Raw genomic sequence first — 13,750 nt, forward strand, 5'->3', positions numbered from 1 at the left:
CCTCAGCGGGGGGCGTGCGCCAGGATCGAGACGACGGCGCGCACCAGCTCTCGGGCGGTCGAGCCGTCGCCCGCCGCGTGGTCGGGGTTGAACTCGACGAGCGTCATGCCCGCGAACTCCGGCCGGGCCGCGAGGATGCCGAGCGACTGCACGAGCGTCGAGACCCGCAGCCCGCGCCCGTACTGCGGCACGTCCGCGGCGGGCAGCAGCAGGTAGTCGAGCACGTCGACGTCGAGGTGGATGACGAACCCGTCGGCCGCCTTGCTCGCGGCCTCCGCCACGTGCACGGCGGTGCCGACCGGGTCACCCGTGACCTGGGCGGCCGTGAACCGCAGCGACGGCACGAGGCCGTGGACGTCCTCGTCGCTGTCGTCGAAGCCGAAGAAGCAGACGCGGTCCGGCGTGAGCAGCGGGCGGCGCGGCCCGATGCCGGCCAGCGCGTCGGCCGCGCCGGGCAGGTCGAGCATGTGCGCCATGCCCATGGAGTCCAGGATCGGCTCCTGGGGCCGGTCGGCCGGGAGCATGAGGTCCTGGCCGCCGTCGACGTAGACGATCCCGACGTCCTGGCCCGCCCGCGCGTAGGCGCTGACCAGGGAGAGGGCGAGCGTGCACTCGCCGCCGAGGACGAGGGGGCGCCGGCGGGCCGCGACGATCTCGCCGATCGCGGTCGCCGCGTCCTGCACCACGTCGACGACGCGCGCGAGGTCGTTCGGCTCGTCGGCGGAGCGGGCGGCACGAAACCGGGCCTCGGGCCGGTCGCCGTGGTCCACGACGCTCAGGCCGGCGGAGCGCATCGCCTCGACGAGGCCCGCCTCGCGCAGCGCGCGAGGGGCCTTCTCGATCCCGGGCCAGTGGGCCGCCGCGCTCGACGGCACCCCGACCACGCCCCAGCCGCGGCGCGTCACGCCGTTCGCGTCATCGACCATGGCTGCACCGTAGGCATTGACGAGCAGAAACGCAGCCCGGCGCGGCCGTAGGCGTGTCGCGGAGCGTCCTCCCGCGGACCGTCGCGGACCTCACAACGGCACCTGGAACGTCCGCGAGGTGTCCCACGGCTCGGACCACCCGAGTTCGGTGAGGAGGCGGTCGAGGACGAGCGCCGTGAAGCCCCACACCAGGTGCGTCCCCGCGGCGTGCGGCACGAGGAAGGCAGGGCCGGCGTCGGGACGGGCCGGGCGCGGGCGGCCGCCCGCGAAGCGTGCGGGCAGCACGGCGGTGCGGCGGTTCGCCGGGTCCACGAGGTCCGCCACGGGTGCGCGGAAGACGGTGGCCGACTCGCGGTGGTCCACGACGGCGACGGGCGACGGCGTCGCCCACCAGGCGAGCACGGGCACGACGACGTGGTTGCTCACGTGCACGGGCAGCTGGGCGAGCGTGCCGAGGACCTCGACGCCGGCCGGGTCGAGACCGGTCTCCTCCTCCGCCTCGCGCAGGGCGGCGGCCTCGGGGCCGTCGTCGTCCTCCTCCAGCCGGCCGCCGGGGAACGCGACCTGGCCCGGGTGGTGGGCGAGCGATGCGGCGCGGCCCACGAGCAGCAGGTCGAGGTCCGCCGGGACGGCCGCCGACGGGTGCACGGCCGGGCGGCCGTCCAGCACCCCGAAGAGCACGAGCACCGCGGCAGGCCGCGGGTGGCCGGAGACGGGCGGCAGCGGCGGCCACGCGACCCCGCGGGCGGCCAGGGCCGCCAGCTGCGCGCGGGCGCCTTCGGTGGCGGTCGCCTCCCCGGGCCGGGAGTCGGCCACGGTCACCAGCCGGCCGGCAGGGGCCGGCCCTCCTCGTAGCCGGCCGTCGACTGGATGCCCAGGACGGCGCGGTCGGCGAACTCGGCGAGCGTCGCGGCGCCCGCGTAGGTGCACGCGCTGCGCAGGCCGGCGGTGATCTGGTCGAGGAGGTCCTCGACGCCGGGCCGGTCCGGGTCCAGGTACATCCGCGAGGAGGAGATGCCCTCCTCGTAGAGCGCCTTGCGGGCGCGCTCGAAGGGGCTGTCGCCGACAGTCCGTGCGGCCACGGCCCGCGCCGACGCCATGCCGAAGCTCTCCTTGTACAGCCGGCCGTCGGCGTCGGCGTGCAGGTCGCCCGGGCTCTCGTGGGTGCCCGCGAACCAGGAGCCGATCATCACCTGGGAGGCGCCCGCCGCGAGGGCCAGGGCGACGTCGCGGGGGTGCCGGACGCCGCCGTCGGCCCACACGTGGCGGCCGAGCGCCCGGGCCGCCTCGGCGCACGCGAGGACGGCCGAGAGCTGCGGGCGGCCGACGGCCGTCATCATCCGGGTCGTGCACATCGCACCCGGGCCCACGCCCACCTTGACGATGTCCGCACCCGCCGCGACGAGGTCGCGCGTGCCCTCGGCGGTGACCACGTTCCCGGCCACGAGCGGCACCTGGGGGTGCAGGGAGCGCACCGCGGCGACGGCCTCGAGGGCCTTGACCTGGTGCCCGTGCGCGGTGTCCACCACGAGCAGGTCCACGCCGGCCTCGAGGAGTGCAGCCGCCTTCGCGCGGACGTCACCGTTGATCCCGACGGCCGCCCCGACGCGCAGTCGGCCGTCGTCGTCGAGCGCCGGGCGGTAGACGCTCGAGCGGAGGGCACCGGTGCGGGTCAGGACGCCGACCAGCCGGCCGCCGTCGACCACGGGCGTGAACCGCCGACGCGAGGCGTGCAGCCGGTCGAAGGCCTGGGCGAGGCCGTCGCCGCCGTCGAGCACGGACGCCTCGATGATCGTGGGTTCGGGCGTCATCACGGCGGCGACCTGGGTGAAGCGGTCCACGCCGTGGCAGTCGGCCTCCGTGAGCACCCCGACGGGCGCGCCGTCGGCGACCACGACGGCCGCCCCGTGCGAGCGCTTGCCGATGAGCGTCAGGGCCGTGTGCACCGTGTCCGTCGGGGACACCACCACCGCGCTCTCGACCACCGGGTGCCGCTGCTTGACCGAGGCGACGACGTCCGCCACCACCTCGGCGGGGATGTCCTGCGGGATGATCGCGAGCGCGCCGCGCCTGGCGACGGTCTCGGCCATCCGGCGCCCGGAGACGGCCGTCATGTTCGCGACGACGACGGGGATCGTCGTGCCGGCGCCGTCCGGCGGCGTCAGGTCGACGTCGAAGCGCGAGGCGACGTCGGAGCGGGACGGAACGAGGAAGACGTCACCGTAGGTGAGGTCGCTGGCCGTGTGGTGACCCGGGAGGAACCGCATGCCGCCAGCGTACGTGCGGGCCCGCCGCGACCGGCCCGCCGCGACCGGCCCGGTGGCCGCCCACCACGTACGATGGCCCGATGGCCGTCCTGCCCCGGATCCACGCGCCCGCCGACGTGCGTGCCCTCAGCCGGGACGACCTCGACCGCCTCGCCGCCGAGATCCGGCACTTCCTGGTCCAGTCCGTCTCGCGGACCGGCGGGCACCTCGGGCCGAACCTCGGCGTCGTCGAGCTGACGATCGCGCTGCACCGGGTCTTCGAGTCGCCGCGCGACACGATCGTCTTCGACACCGGTCACCAGGCCTACGTGCACAAGATCCTGACGGGCCGCGCGGACGACTTCGCGGGGCTGCGCCAGCGGGGCGGGCTGTCCGGCTACCCGAACCGCGCGGAGTCGGTGCACGACGTCGTGGAGAACTCGCACGCGTCGACGGCGCTGTCCTGGGCGGACGGGATCGCGAAGGCGTACGCCATCAAGGGCAGCATCGATCGGCACGTCGTCGCGGTCATCGGCGACGGCGCGCTGACCGGCGGCATGGCCTGGGAGGCCCTGAACAACATCGCCGCCGCTCAGGACCGGCGCCTCGTCATCGTCGTCAACGACAACGGGCGCTCCTACGACCCGACGATCGGCGGGTTCGCCGAGCACCTGGACCGGCTCCGGACCGCGCGCTCGTACGAGGACGTGCTGGCGTGGGGCAAGCGCGCGCTGCGCCGCTCCGGCCCGCCCGGCCGCCTCGTCTACGGCGCGCTGCACGGGATGAAGAAGGGCCTCAAGGACGTCGTCGCGCCGCAGGGCATGTTCGAGGACCTCGGCCTGAAGTACATCGGGCCGGTCGACGGACACGACGTCGGCGCCGTCGAGCGCGCGCTGCGCCTGGCGCGCGACTTCGGCGGGCCCGTCATCGTGCACTGCATCACCGAGAAGGGGCGCGGCTACGTGCCCGCGGAGCAGGACGTCGCGGACCGGTTCCACGCCGTCGGCCAGATCCACCCCGAGACCGGGCTGCCGGTGGCGCCGTCGCGGTTCGGGTGGACCTCGGTGTTCGCCGACGAGATCGTCACCATCGGCCATCGCCGTCCGGACGTGGTCGCCGTCACCGCCGCGATGCTGCAGCCGGTGGGGCTGGCGCCGTTCGCCAAGGCGTTCCCGTCGCGCGTGTTCGACGTCGGGATCGCCGAGCAGCACGCCGTGACGTCCGCCGCGGGCATGGCCTTCGCTGGCCTGCACCCGGTGGTCGCGGTGTACGCGACGTTCCTCAACCGCGCGTTCGACCAGGTGCTGATGGACGTGGCGCTGCACAAGGCAGGCGTCACGTTCGTGCTCGACCGGGCGGGCATCACCGGCGACGACGGTCCGAGCCACAACGGTGTGTGGGACATGGCCGTGCTGCGGGTCGTCCCTGGCCTGCACGTCGCGGCGCCCCGGGACGAGGAGACCCTCAGGTCCGCGCTGCGCGTGGCCGTGGACATCGACGACGCCCCGAGCGTCGTGCGGTTCCCGAAGGGCCCGCTTCCCGAGCCCCTTCCGGTGATCGACACGGTCGAGGGCGTGGACGTCCTCGCGCGCACGGCGGGGGAAGGACCGCGCGTCCTGCTCGTGGGCGTCGGGCCGATGGCCGCGACGGCGGTGCAGGCAGCGGAGATCCTCGCTGCGGCGGGCGTCGGCGCGACGGTCGTCGACCCGCGCTGGGTGCTCCCGCTACCCGCGGCGCTCGTGAAGCTGGCGGGGGAGCACGACCACGTGGCGGTCCTCGAGGACGGCTCGGTGGAGGGCGGCGTCGGCGCGCTGGTGGCGCAGCGGTGTGCGGAGGCGGGCCTGACGACGTCGTTCACGTTCGCGGGCGTGCCGGCCACGTTCCCGGTCCACGCCACCCGCGGCCAGCTCGTGGAGGAGCTGCGCCTGCGCGCCGAGGACGTCGCGCAGGACATCCTGCACCGGGTGCGCGCGGGCTCCTGACGCGCGTCGGTCCGGTCCGCCGGTCGGCCCTGCGGGGGACCCGTCGGTTCCGCTCGTTCATCAGGCGGGCTTTTGTTCCGGCGGATCGTGCGCGGGGCGCCGGAGATTGTGACGCAGGTCACCAAGTCATCCCATGATCTTGCCCGAAGGTCCCAGGTCATCCCATGTTTGCGTTCCTAGCGTGGTCATCACCGACGTAGACAGGGAGTAAGGCGATGGCAGTCACCACCGAGGCGCAGGCCGGCATCACCCCTGAGGCGTGGCGCGGATTCGTGCCAGGGCCGTGGAGCGAGCAGATCGACGTCCGCGACTTCATCCAGCGCAACTACACCCCGTACACCGGCGACGCGACGTTCCTCGCCGGCCCGACGCCGCGGACGACCGGCATCTGGGCGCGCCTGCTCGAGATGTTCCCCGCCGAGCGGGCCAAGGGCGTGTACGACGTCGACCCGCACACGCCGTCCACGATCACGTCGCACGCGCCGGGCTACATCGACCAGGCCAGCGAGCTCATCGTCGGCCTGCAGACGGACGCGCCGCTCAAGCGCGCGATCATGCCCAACGGCGGCTACCGCATGGTGGAGAACGCCCTCACGACCTACGGCTACGAGCCCGACGCCGACGTCCGCAAGATCTTCACCGAGTACCGCAAGACCCACAACGACGGCGTCTTCGACGTCTACCCGCCCGACGTCCGCGCCGCGCGCTCGTCGCACATCGTCACCGGCCTGCCCGACGCCTACGGCCGCGGCCGGATCATCGGCGACTACCGCCGGGTGCCCCTGTACGGCGTCGACGCCCTCGTCGCGGCCAAGAAGGCCGAGAAGAGCGAGCTCAACCTCGAGCGCTCGACCGAGGACATCATCCGCGACCGTGAGGAGCTCTCGGAGCAGATCCGGGCGCTCGGCGAGCTCAAGGCGATGGCGGCCTCCTACGGCTACGACATCTCCGGCCCGGCGACCACCGGCCGCGAGGCCGTCCAGTGGCTCTACTTCGCCTACCTCGCCGCCGTGAAGGAGCAGAACGGCGCGGCGATGTCGCTCGGGCGCACCTCGACCTTCCTCGACGTCTACCTCGAGCGCGACATCGCGGCGGGCGTCCTGACCGAGGAGCAGGCGCAGGAGCTCGTCGACGACCTGGTCATCAAGCTGCGGATCGTGCGCTTCCTGCGCACCCCGGAGTACGACGCGCTGTTCTCCGGCGACCCGACCTGGGTCACCGAGTCCATCGGCGGCATGGGCGTCGACGGCCGCACGCTGGTCACGCGCACGTCGTTCCGCTACCTGCAGACGCTGTACAACCTGGGCCCGGCCCCGGAGCCGAACCTGACGGTCCTGTGGAGCCACGAGCTGCCCGAGGGCTTCAAGCGGTTCTGCTCGCAGGTCTCGATCGACACGTCCGCGATCCAGTACGAGTCCGACCAGCTCATCCGCGAGCAGTGCGGCGACGACGGCGCGATCGCGTGCTGCGTCTCGGCGATGACGGTCGGCAAGCAGATGCAGTTCTTCGGCGCGCGGGTCAACCTCGCCAAGGCTCTGCTGTACGCGATCAACGGCGGCCGCGACGAGATGTCCGGCAAGCAGGTCGCGCCGGCCCGTCCCGCGATCGCCGGCGAGGTCCTGGACTTCGACGAGGTGTGGGCGGCCTACGACCAGCTGCTCGACTGGCTCGCCGAGACCTACGTGGACGCGCTGAACTGCATCCACTGGTCGCACGACAAGTACGCCTACGAGCGCATCGAGATGGCCCTGCACGACCGCGCCATCCTGCGCACGCTCGCGTGCGGCATCGCCGGCCTGTCCGTGGCGGCCGACTCGCTGTCGGCGATCAAGTACGCCACGGTCCGCCCGGTGCGCGACGAGACCGGCCTGGTCGTCGACTACGTCGTCGAGGGCGACTTCCCGACCTACGGCAACGACGACGACCGCGTGGACGACATCGCGGTGCAGCTGGTGCACAACTTCATGGCGAAGATCCGCCGGCAGCCGACGTACCGGAACGCCAAGCACACGCAGTCCGTGCTGACGATCACCTCGAACGTCGTCTACGGCAAGCACACGGGCAACACGCCCGACGGGCGTCGCAAGGGCGAGCCGTTCGCCCCGGGCGCGAACCCGATGAACGGTCGCGACGCGCACGGCATGCTCGCCTCGGCGCTGTCGGTCGCCAAGCTGCCCTACGACGACGCGCAGGACGGCATCTCGCTCACGTCGACCGTGGTGCCCTCCGGCCTCGGCCGGACGCGGGACGAGCAGGTGACGAACCTCGCCGGCCTGCTGGACGCCTACAACGTCTCGTCCGGGTTCCACATGAACATCAACGTCCTCAACCGCGAGACCCTCGAGGACGCGATGGAGCACCCGGAGAACTACCCGCAGCTGACCATCCGGGTCTCCGGCTACGCGGTGAACTTCGTGCGGCTCACCCGCGAGCAGCAGCTCGACGTCCTCTCGCGGACGTTCCACGGCGGTCTCTGACCAGTACCGCCACCACACCTCAACTGGTGCACGGTGGCGCCACGACGCTCCATGTGGGGCGATCCGGCGCCACCGTGCACCAGTTGGCGTTGGGGGAGGTGCGAGGGGCGCGCGCGGTGCGGTGTGACACAGGTCATACACGGCCGAAACCAGGCATGGACATTCGTCCTATGAATTCATGGGACGACACGGCGGAGACTGGGGATATGAGCAGCACGGACCTCCGAACGGTCCCGGCGCAGGTCGGGGCACCGATCGTCGAGCTCGCCTCCCCGCTCGTGGGTGGTGCGGCGGCCCGCACGCACGCCGGCACCGCCGGCCTGAGCCTGACCGAGGCCGACCGGTCCGAGACGTTCACCATGGTGCGTGCGGGCGACCTCGGCTCGGTGCACTCCTGGGAGCTCGTGACGGCCGTCGACGGCCCGGGCACCCGGCTGACCACCTTCCTCGCGGGCTGCCCGTTGCGCTGCCTGTACTGCCACAACCCCGACACGATGGAGATGCGACGCGGCGACCCCGTCCTCGCCGAGGAGGTCCTCGGCCGGCTGTCCCGGTACCGCGCCATCTTCAAGGCCACCGGCGGCGGCCTGACGGTCTCGGGCGGCGAGCCGCTCATGCAGCCGGCCTTCGTGCGCCGGCTGCTGCGGGGCGCCAAGGAGCTCGGCATCCACACGGCGATCGACACGTCCGGCTTCCTCGGCGCGTCCGCCAGCGACGAGATGCTCGACGACGTCGACCTCGTCCTGCTGGACGTCAAGTCGGGTCTCCCGGAGACCTACCGCCGGGTCACCGGGCGCGACCTGCAGCCCACGCTCGACTTCGGTGCCCGCCTGGCCGAGCGCGGCATCGAGATCTGGATCCGCTTCGTCCTTGTGCCGGGCCTGACCGACGAGGTGGCCAACGTCGCCGCGGTGGCCGACTACGTCGCCACGCTGTCCACCGTCACGCGCGTCGAGGTGCTCCCGTTCCACCAGATGGGCCGCGACAAGTGGGCGTCGCTGGGCATGACGTACGAGCTCGGCGACACGCCCGCCCCGACGCCCGAGCTCGTCGAGCGCGTGCGCGGGCAGTTCCGCGAGCGGGGCCTGCAGGTCTACTGACCGGCACCCGCCCGACGGCGTCGCTCCCGCGAGGCCGTCGGGGCGGTGCCGCTCAGACCGTGCCGCTCAGGCGGTTCAGCTCGGGCGGTTCCGCTCAGACGGGGGACGGCCCGAACGCCGCGGGGTCGTGGAGCGTGCGTCCCAGGACGCGCGTCGACCAGCCCGTCCGGTCCAGGTACGGCGTGATGCCGCCCAGGTGGAACGGCCAGCCCGCACCCAGCACCATGCAGACGTCCACGTCGTCGGGCCCGGTGACCACGCCCTCGCTCACCAGGGCGCCGACCTCCTCGCTCAGCCCTCCCAGCACGTGATCGAGCACGCCCTGGGCGTCCCGGGCGCCCGATCCGCCCGGCTGCCCGAAGGCCTCCTGCACCCAGGCCTGCGGCTCGTCCTCGCCGGTCGGGCCCGGGGCGACCAGGGGACGCCCGTCGGCCGCCAGGCGGGACAGGCCGGGGGAGAGGCGGAAGCGGTCGCCCAGCTCGTCGTGCAAGGTGCCGAGGACGTGACCGGCCACCGCGGGCCCGACGAGCTGCAGGAGCGTGAACGGGCCCATCGGGAGGCCGAGCGGCCGGATCGCCGCGTCGGCCACCCTGGTGGGCGTGCCGTCCTCGACGCACGCCAGGACGTCGCCGAGCAGCCGCAGCAGCAGCCGGTTCACGACGAACCCGGGACGGTCCGCCACCTCGACCGCCGTCTTGCCCAGGCGCCCGGCCAGGTCCGTCGCGGTCGCGCGGGTGCGCGCGTCGGTGTGCGCCGTGTGCACCACCTCCAGCAGCGGCATCTTCGCGACCGGGTTGAAGAAGTGCAGCCCGACGACGCGCTCGGGGTGGGCCAGGTGCTCGCCCATGGTCGTCACGGACAGCGCGGAGGTGTTGGTCGCGAGGATCGCGTCGGGTGCGAGCAGCGGCTCGAGCTCGGCGAACACCTGCTGCTTGACGGACATCACCTCCGTGACCGCCTCGATGACGAGGTCGGCGCTGCGCAGGACCGCGAGGTCGGTCCCGATGCTGACCGCCTCGAGCAGGCGCTCGGCCCCCGCCTCGTCCACGCGCCCGGCCCGGACCAGGCCGGCCACCTCGGCGCGCACCCGCGCGCGACCTTGCGCCGCGCGCTCGTCGTCCACCTCCCGCATCGCCACGGGCACCTGGAGCCTGCTGGCCAGCAGCACCGCGAGCTGGCTCGCCATGAGCCCGCCACCGACGACGCCGACCGAGCGGATCGCCCGGCGGGCGCCGTGATCGCCTGCGGTGCGGCGGCCGCGCGCCGCGCGGGCCGTGACGCGCTGGGCGTGGATGCCGGCGCGCACCTCGGGGGAGACCAGGAGCTCGGTGAGGACGTCGTCCTCCGCCGCGAAGCCCTCGTCGCGGCCGGCGGTGCGGGCGGCCGCGACGAGCTCGACGGCGTGCACGGCGGCCGGCGCCGCGCCGTGCAGGCGCCGCTCGACGTCCGCCCGAGCGGCGTCGACCGCCCGCTGCCACGTGTCCGCGTCGTCGAGCGCGCGCCGGGGCACGTCCAGGCCGCGCAGGACGTCGGCGACCCAGGCGACGGAGTCGGGCACCACGCGACCGGGGTCGACGAGGTGGTCGACGAGGCCGAGCGCCGCGGCGTCGGCCGCGCTGGTCATGCGGCCCGCCAGCGCGCGCCGGACGATGACGTCCAGCGCCGCCTCGACGCCCACGAGCCGCGGGAGCAGCCAACAGCCACCCCAGCCGGGGACGAGGCCGAGCCGGACCTCCGGGAGGGCCAGCGCCCGCACGTCGGCGGCGGCCGTGCGGTAGGTGCAGTGGAGTGCGATCTCGAGGCCGCCACCGAGGGCCGGCCCGTTCAGGAACGCGAACGTCGGCACCGCCATCTCGCCGAGCAGGCGCAGCGTGTCGTGGCCGAGCTCCGCCACGGCCCGGGACTCCGCGTGGTCCCGCAGGGCGAGCACGACGTCGAGGTCCGCGCCAGCGGCGAACACGGGCGGGGTCCCGGTGATCCCGACGGCGGCCACCTCGCCGTCGCGCGCGCGCCGGGCCAGCTCCGTCAGCGCCGCCTGGAGGTTCGCCAGCCCGCGGGGGCCGAGCGTCGTGGGACGCCCGGGACTGCCGGTGAGCGTGACGAGCGCGAGCGTCCCGACGTCGCCCGGCAACGGGACGTCGGTGACGACGGCGTGCGTCACCTGCTCGGCCGAGGGGTCCTGCGGGGCGGTCACGCGGGGTCCTGACGGTGCATCGGGGCTCCTTGCGGGATCGGCCCACGTGCCGTCGACGCCTCGTCGCGCCGTGGGCTGCCGAGCCGTCCTTGATCAGGAGCGGCTAATGCACCGTAACAAATGCCTGCGCGAGAGGCGCGGCGGCCAGGTCGACCTGCCACGGCCGGGCACCGCCGGCCGTCAGCGCGGCAGCGACGGACTCCGTCGTCACCGGGTCCGGGGGAGACCAGCACAGCCGGCGCAGCAGGTCCGGCTGGAGGAGGTTCTCCACGGGGACCCGGAGCCCCTCGCTCAGCCCGTGCAGGATCTCGCGCGCGGCAGCGAGCCGGGCGGCGGCGGCGGGATCGCGGTCGGCCCACGCGCGCGGCGGCGGCGGCCCGTCGGTCCGCGGGCCGCGGGGCGACGGCAGCGCTGCGTCGGGGACCTCGAGGCCGCGCTGCACGGCCGCGAACCAGAAGGCCGCCCGCCGCTTGGTCGCCCGGCCCGAGAAGGCCTTGAGCTCGGTGAGCTCCGCCACGGACCGGGGCAGGGCCAGGCCGGCCGCGACCAGCGCGGCGTCCGGCAGCACCCTGCCCGGCGAGATGTCCCGCGCCCGCGCGTCGGCGTCCCGCGCCTCCCACAGGGCACGGACGACGGCGAGGCCGCGGGTGCTGCGCACGGCGTGCAGACCGGAGGTGCGGCGCCACGGCTCGACGCGCGGCGGCGCGGGTGGCGCGTCGCGGACGGCCGCGAACTCCTGGCGGGCCCACTCGGCCTTCCCCGCCTCCGCCAGTCGCCCGGCGAGGACGTCGCGCACCTGCACGAGGAGCTCGACGTCCAGGGCCGCGTACCGGAGCCAGTCCCGCGGGAGCGGGCGGGTGGACCAGTCGACGGCGGAGTGCTCCTTCGCCAGGCCCAGGCCGAGCACGTCCGCGACGACCGCCGCGAGCCCCACGCGTTCCATGCCGAGGAGGCGCGCGGCGAGCTCGGTGTCGAAGACCTCGTCAGCCACGAGCCCTTGCTCGGCGAGCCCCGGCAGGTCCTGCGAGGCGGCGTGCAGCACCCACTCCACGCCGCGCAACGCCGCGGACAGCGCCGACAGGTCCGGCAGGGCGACGGGGTCGATGATCGCCGTCCCGGCGCCCTCGCGCCGCAGCTGGACGAGGTAGGTGCGCTGGCCGTAGCGGTAGCCGGAGGCGCGCTCGGCGTCGACCGCCACGGGACCGTGGCCGGCGGCGAAGGCCGCCACGACGGCCGCGAGGGCCTCGGGGGTGTCGACGACGTCGGGGACCCCGTCCGCGGGCTCGGTGAGCGGGATCACGGTGGGCTCGGCGGGCGGCTGTGCGGCCTCCCGGGCGGCCACCGGAGGCGCGGGAGTCTCCGGCGGGGTGTCCGCCGAGTCCGGGTGAGCCATGAATCCACCGTACGGCCTGCAGGGCGCGCGGCCCGGACGACAGGGCCGATCAGCGGCCGATCAGCAGTCGATCAGCCGTCGCTCACGGTCGATCCGCGGCCGAGCAGAGACCCGTCAGCGCAGCAGCTCGTGGCGGATGGCGAACGCCACCATCTCGGCGCGGTCGCCGGTGCCGATCTTGCGGGAGATCCGGGCGAGGTGGCTCTTGACGGTGAGGGCCGAGAGCGCCAGGTCCTCACCGATCTCACGGTTCGACCGGCCGTCCGCGACGAGCCGGAGGACGCCGACCTCACGCGCCGTCAGGGCGGGCACCCCCGCCGGTGCCTGGCCGTTTCCGCTGCCGCGCGGGGAGCCCGGGGGCTCGGCCGTCACCGCACCGCGGACGCCGCCACCCAGCAGGACGACGATGTCGCGCCGCCCGGCCTTGCGGGTGAGCACCACGGCGCGCGTCGAGTCGCGCCGTCGCAGGGAGCGGACGAGCGTGCCGGCGCCACCCTCGGCGATCTCGGGGATCACGAGGCAGAGCGGGCCCTCGTCGGTCACGCTGGTGGGCTGCGTGACCACGTGGCTCACGGCGCGGACGGGCGCGTGTGCGCGCGACCGAGGCACCGGGGGAGTGCGGAGCTGCTCGACTGTCACCTGTCGCTCCGTGTCGGGGGACGCTGTTCGTGCCATATCGGCACGGGCGCGGCCCGCCTTGAGGCCATACCGCCCACTGTCTCGCAGGATGGCACACACCGGGTGCGTGCGCACCGTCCCCGGCGGACGGGCTGCGCGGAGGTCAGCGCCGGGGCGCCAGGGCCGTGACGCCGTCGGGCAGCGGAGGCAGGCCGGCGGCCGTGCACAGCACCGTCGCCCACGCCGCGAGGTGGTCGCCCAGGTCTCCCTCGGGGGTCCACGACGCGCGGATCTCGACCTCGACCTCGCCCGGCCGCTCGGTCAGCGCGCCGAACGACTGCGAGACGACGCGGGTGACCGTCCCGCCCAGGGCGTGGTGGCCGGCGTCGGCGTGCCCGAGGGCGTCCTCCACCCACGTCCACGCGGCCTCGCAGAGCAGCGGATCGCCACCCAGCTCCGTGTCGAGCGCGGCGCGGACGAGGGTGACGACCCGGAAGGTGCCCTCCCACGCCTCCTGGCCCGCCGGGTCGTGCAGCAGCACGAACCGGCCCGAGGCCGGCTCGACCTCGGGGACGAGCTCGTCGTCCGCCGCGACCACCTCGGCGCTCAGCGCGACCGCGTACGGCGCGATGCGCGCGGGTGCAGGGATCTCGCTCAGGCGAACCTCCGCCCGCAGGCGGCGGCTGCCCAGCGACTCGAGCGCCTGCACGAACGCTGCAGGCACGTCCGCGTCGGGGGTGATCACAGCGGCAGCGTACGGCCGCGCGGGCCGGGTGTCCGGGACCGGCACGCTGGCCGTGGTCCCGACTGCGCC

10 protein-coding genes are annotated in these 13,750 nt (G+C 74.5%); 3 read left to right on the forward strand and 7 right to left on the reverse strand.

Annotated features, from left to right (window positions below):
* Nucleotides 1–2 precede the first annotated feature (2 nt).
* From AFE02nite_RS02410 to AFE02nite_RS02420, 3 genes are all read right to left on the reverse strand, one after another.
* Complete coding sequence (locus AFE02nite_RS02410; RefSeq protein WP_034249331.1) at nt 3–926, reverse strand: arginase family protein; 924 nt, start codon at nt 924–926, stop codon at nt 3–5.
* A gap of 90 nt (nt 927–1,016) precedes the next feature.
* On the reverse strand, nt 1,017–1,742 hold the full coding sequence (locus tag AFE02nite_RS02415; protein WP_186814450.1) for an NUDIX hydrolase: 726 nt from the start codon (nt 1,740–1,742) through the stop codon (nt 1,017–1,019).
* Between the two features lie 2 nt (nt 1,743–1,744).
* Complete coding sequence (locus AFE02nite_RS02420; protein ID WP_034247670.1) at nt 1,745–3,193, reverse strand: GuaB1 family IMP dehydrogenase-related protein; 1,449 nt, start codon at nt 3,191–3,193, stop codon at nt 1,745–1,747.
* 80 nt (nt 3,194–3,273) lie between these two features.
* On the opposite strand from AFE02nite_RS02420, the gene dxs reads away from it, so the two are divergent.
* The 3 genes from dxs (at nt 3,274) to pflA (ending at nt 8,731) form a co-directional block, all read left to right on the forward strand.
* Entirely contained in the window at nt 3,274–5,154 is a 1,881-nt protein-coding gene (dxs, locus tag AFE02nite_RS02425) for a 1-deoxy-D-xylulose-5-phosphate synthase (RefSeq protein WP_034247672.1), read from the forward strand.
* 215 nt (nt 5,155–5,369) lie between these two features.
* Nucleotides 5,370–7,631 carry a formate C-acetyltransferase gene (pflB, locus tag AFE02nite_RS02430; protein WP_034247674.1) on the forward strand — a complete coding sequence of 754 codons (2,262 nt, stop codon included), beginning with the start codon at nt 5,370–5,372 and terminating at the stop codon, nt 7,629–7,631.
* Between the two features lie 206 nt (nt 7,632–7,837).
* Nucleotides 7,838–8,731: a pyruvate formate-lyase-activating protein gene (pflA, locus tag AFE02nite_RS02435; RefSeq protein ID WP_034247676.1), complete on the forward strand. Its 894-nt coding sequence runs from the start codon at nt 7,838–7,840 to the stop codon at nt 8,729–8,731.
* Between the two features lie 94 nt (nt 8,732–8,825).
* Here pflA and AFE02nite_RS02440 read toward each other — a convergent pair whose 3' ends face one another.
* From AFE02nite_RS02440 to AFE02nite_RS02455, 4 genes are all read right to left on the reverse strand, one after another.
* Nucleotides 8,826–10,925 (reverse strand): 3-hydroxyacyl-CoA dehydrogenase NAD-binding domain-containing protein, encoded by a 2,100-nt coding sequence (locus AFE02nite_RS02440; protein ID WP_146819009.1) that lies wholly within the window; start codon nt 10,923–10,925, stop codon nt 8,826–8,828.
* 103 nt (nt 10,926–11,028) lie between these two features.
* Nucleotides 11,029–12,318, reverse strand: a complete 1,290-nt coding sequence (locus tag AFE02nite_RS02445; RefSeq protein WP_146819011.1) for an HRDC domain-containing protein — start codon at nt 12,316–12,318, stop codon at nt 11,029–11,031.
* 114 nt (nt 12,319–12,432) lie between these two features.
* A complete protein-coding gene (locus tag AFE02nite_RS17990) occupies nt 12,433–12,891 on the reverse strand; it encodes a helix-turn-helix transcriptional regulator (RefSeq protein WP_407643060.1) in 459 nt (152 codons plus the stop codon).
* A 208-nt stretch (nt 12,892–13,099) separates the two neighbouring features.
* The gene (locus tag AFE02nite_RS02455; protein WP_034244738.1) at nt 13,100–13,678 is read right to left on the reverse strand and encodes a DUF3000 domain-containing protein; all 579 of its coding nucleotides are present in this window, start codon (nt 13,676–13,678) and stop codon (nt 13,100–13,102) included.
* Nucleotides 13,679–13,750 lie beyond the last annotated feature (72 nt).

Source organism: Actinotalea fermentans (assembly GCF_007991475.1).
GTDB classification, from domain to species: domain Bacteria; phylum Actinomycetota; class Actinomycetes; order Actinomycetales; family Cellulomonadaceae; genus Actinotalea; species Actinotalea fermentans.

Excerpts from the sequence above, each read along its gene's own strand:
- AFE02nite_RS02420 (WP_034247670.1), bottom strand. The coding sequence starts at position 3,193 with ATGCGGTTCCTCCCGGGTCACCACACGGCCAGCGACCTCACCTACGGT.
- pflB (WP_034247674.1), top strand. The coding sequence starts at position 5,370 with ATGGCAGTCACCACCGAGGCGCAGGCCGGCATCACCCCTGAGGCGTGG.
- AFE02nite_RS02445 (WP_146819011.1), bottom strand. The coding sequence starts at position 12,318 with ATGGCTCACCCGGACTCGGCGGACACCCCGCCGGAGACTCCCGCGCCT.
- pflA (WP_034247676.1), top strand. The coding sequence starts at position 7,838 with ATGAGCAGCACGGACCTCCGAACGGTCCCGGCGCAGGTCGGGGCACCG.
- AFE02nite_RS02410 (WP_034249331.1), bottom strand. The coding sequence starts at position 926 with ATGGTCGATGACGCGAACGGCGTGACGCGCCGCGGCTGGGGCGTGGTC.
- dxs (WP_034247672.1), top strand. The coding sequence starts at position 3,274 with ATGGCCGTCCTGCCCCGGATCCACGCGCCCGCCGACGTGCGTGCCCTC.